At 65.6% G+C, this 2871-nt stretch carries 3 protein-coding genes and 1 pseudogene; all 4 read left to right on the top strand.

The genetic code is table 11. From position 1 onward, the window contains the following. Positions 1-193, top strand: a pseudogene (locus tag DI573_RS14625) (electron transfer flavoprotein subunit beta); the annotation flags it as partial. A gap of 14 nt (positions 194-207) precedes the next feature. After that, positions 208-1170: an electron transfer flavoprotein subunit alpha/FixB family protein gene (locus DI573_RS14630; RefSeq protein ID WP_292815875.1), complete on the top strand. Its 963-nt coding sequence runs from the start codon at positions 208-210 to the stop codon at positions 1168-1170. A gap of 294 nt (positions 1171-1464) precedes the next feature. Continuing rightward, complete coding sequence (locus DI573_RS14635) at positions 1465-2394, top strand: cytochrome b/b6 domain-containing protein (protein ID WP_292815870.1); 930 nt, start codon at positions 1465-1467, stop codon at positions 2392-2394. A gap of 231 nt (positions 2395-2625) precedes the next feature. Continuing rightward, positions 2626-2871 (top strand): hypothetical protein (locus DI573_RS14640; protein ID WP_292815873.1); only part of this gene is annotated, 246 nt, incomplete at its 3' end.

Below are 2871 nucleotides of genomic sequence, written 5' to 3' on the forward strand. Positions count from 1 at the left end.
GGCCAAGAAGAAGCCGATCGAGACCGTGTCGCTGAGCGATCTGAACACCGAGTCGACTGACATCACCACACCCCGCTCGATCATGCTCGAAGTCGCGATGCGCCCACCCCGCGCCGCGGGCATGAAGATCGTCGACGAAGGTGACGCGGGGCAGAAGCTGGCCACCTTCCTCGTTGAGAACCGGCTGGCGTAAGCATGGGAGTGACGATGAATATCGCATCGGATGCGATTCTGGTCCTGCTCGAAGTCGCACCGACGGGCGGGTTGGCCAGCTCCTCGGCCGGTCTCCTGGGGGCCGCATCGCAAGTAGGAACTCCCGTCGCCCTCATCGTGGGCGGCTCGGAAGAACTCGCCGCGCAAGCGTCGGCCCTGGGTGCTGCGGCGGTCCTGACCGCACCTTCCGGGGCGTTCATCATCGCCACAGTCGATGCGTTGGATGCGGCTATCGATGCCGTCACCCCGGATGCAGTCCTGATCTCCCAATCCGTGGACGGGCGCGAGGCCGCGGGTCGGCTCGCCGCGCGCCGCCGGTACGCGCTCGCTGTGGATGCCATCGGGGTGTCCCGAGACGATCTCGGCATCATCGCCCACCACTCGGTGTACGGAGGCTCCTTCACCACGGCCTCTGCTCCGACATTCGGACCTCCCATCGTGACTGTTCGCCAGGGCGCCGTCGACGCACGCGCGGAGGCGAGCCCCGTCGCCACACAGACGGTGACCGTGACAGCCTCGGGCATTCCCGCCGCCTCCGTCGACTCGTTCGAGCCCGTCGTCGCCTCGTCCTCGCGACCTGAACTCCGAGGAGCAGCGAAGGTCGTGTCAGGTGGGCGAGGCCTGGCGTCGGCAGAGCAGTTCGAGCTGGTCGGGCAACTGGCCGACCAGCTCGGCGCCGCCGTGGGGGCGTCTCGCGCGGCCGTCGACGCCGGATTCGTCCCCTACGCGCATCAAGTCGGACAGACGGGGGTATCCGTGTCTCCCCAGCTCTATGTCGCATTGGGGATCAGCGGCGCAATTCAGCACAAGGCCGGCATGCAGACAGCCAAGACGATCGTCGCGGTCAACCGCGACCCCGATGCACCGATCTTCGAGATCGCTGACTTCGGCGTGGTCGGAGACGTCTTCACTGTCGTGCCTCAGCTGATCGCGGCGCTCGAGTCGCGGGAGGCGTAGACCGTGGCGACAGCTGCCCGGGTGATTCGCGCGGGCCTGCCCCGTGTCCCGGGAGGGGACCCCTGGCCGCCGCGCCCAGATGCTTCCGTCCTCACATCGGCTGACACGCTGTCCGAGGTTCAGGCGCCCACAGCCCCGATTCCTCACCCGGAGCAGCTCGCGAATGCTGCACGAGCCACGATCACGCTCCGCCGCGGCCTGCCTCGTTCACCCGGCGGCGCGCCTTGGCCCCCTGCTTCTCCGGCTCCTGCCGTCACTGCGCTCGTCATCGAGAACCCAGAGATCATCCCACCCGTGGCGGCCACCGACCTGGCCCCGGCGTCGGCTTCCGCAGCGACACGGACCGACCTGAGCATCCCGCTGCGCCATGCGCCCACCGTCTTCCCCGGGCGGCACGCGTTCACACACCCCGCACCCCGCCATCCTCGCCGCTTCGGTCCCTTCACAGCAGCTCAATGGGTTGGTGCATCACTGACCACCGGCATCGCGCTCCTGTTCGCCGTGTCGATGGTGGTGCTCTTGACGAGGTGGCTCGTGTCACTGGAGCCCGTGAGCGCCTTCCTGACCGCGTATCCCGGCGAGTACCACCTCCCCCTCAGCGCGCCGGTGGGCCTTCCGGCATGGATCGGATGGCAGCACTTCTTCAATGTGTTCCTGATGGTGCTCATCATCCGGTCGGGCCTGCAGGTGCGCCACGAGAAGCGGCCACCTGCCTATTGGACACCGCGGTGGAATCGCGAACGCAAGATCAGCCTCACACTATGGTCCCATCAGGCGCTCGACGCCCTCTGGCTCGTGAACGGGGTCGTCTTCATCGCGCTCCTGTCCGTGAGCGGGCAGTGGATGCGCATCGTTCCGACCAGCTGGGAGGTGTTCCCGAATGCGCTGAGCGCGGCACTGCAGTATGTGTCGCTCGACTGGCCCACCGAGAACGGCTGGGTCAACTACAACAGCCTCCAACAGTTGGCGTACTTCACCACCGTGTTCCACTTCCCGGTCATGCTCTACTTCGTGGCGTTCATCATCGCCCACGTGGCGCTGGTCTTCGCAACCGGGGCGCTGCGGAACCTCAACCACATGTATGCGAGCCAAGACGCGGACAACTGGGCCGGGTTCTGGATCTTCTCCGCGTCAATCGCGCTCATCGTCGCCGCTGTCGTGGCGGTGCGCCCGGTGACAATCGGCCCGATCGCACGCTGGTTCGGGACAGTGTCGTCGCGCTAGATCGGCGAGCCAGACGGCCCCGTTCACGGAGTTCCGCGCGCATACCGGCGTAGTGGGCCGTGTTGGTCCGCATCAGGCTTAACTGCCAAACGATTGGTTGACAATAGCGAATCCAGTCCCTATCGTGAGTCTCGCTTCAAGACACAAAGAAGTTGTCCAGCTAGGCACCAACCCATACCGCGCAAAGGAGCTCGGGAAGTGAGTGACTCAATGAAGAACACAGTCAGAATCGTGGGTGCGGCCTCGGCCGTTGCCCTTGCCACGGCGCTCGCCGCATGTGCGCCGACCGCAACAACGGAGACCGACGCCACCACGGGATCCTCGAACAGCATGGTCGGCGAAGTTGCCTACTACGAATCCGCACAAGAGGTCGTTGATGCATATGACATCTCTGAACTCTGCGGAGATCAGGATCTGACGATCGCGTGGGCGAGCCCCCTCAACGTCACCTGGCTGCAGACGGTCGAGGCGATCCTT

This window comes from Microbacterium sp. (genome assembly GCF_003248605.1).
Lineage (GTDB): Bacteria > Actinomycetota > Actinomycetes > Actinomycetales > Microbacteriaceae > Microbacterium.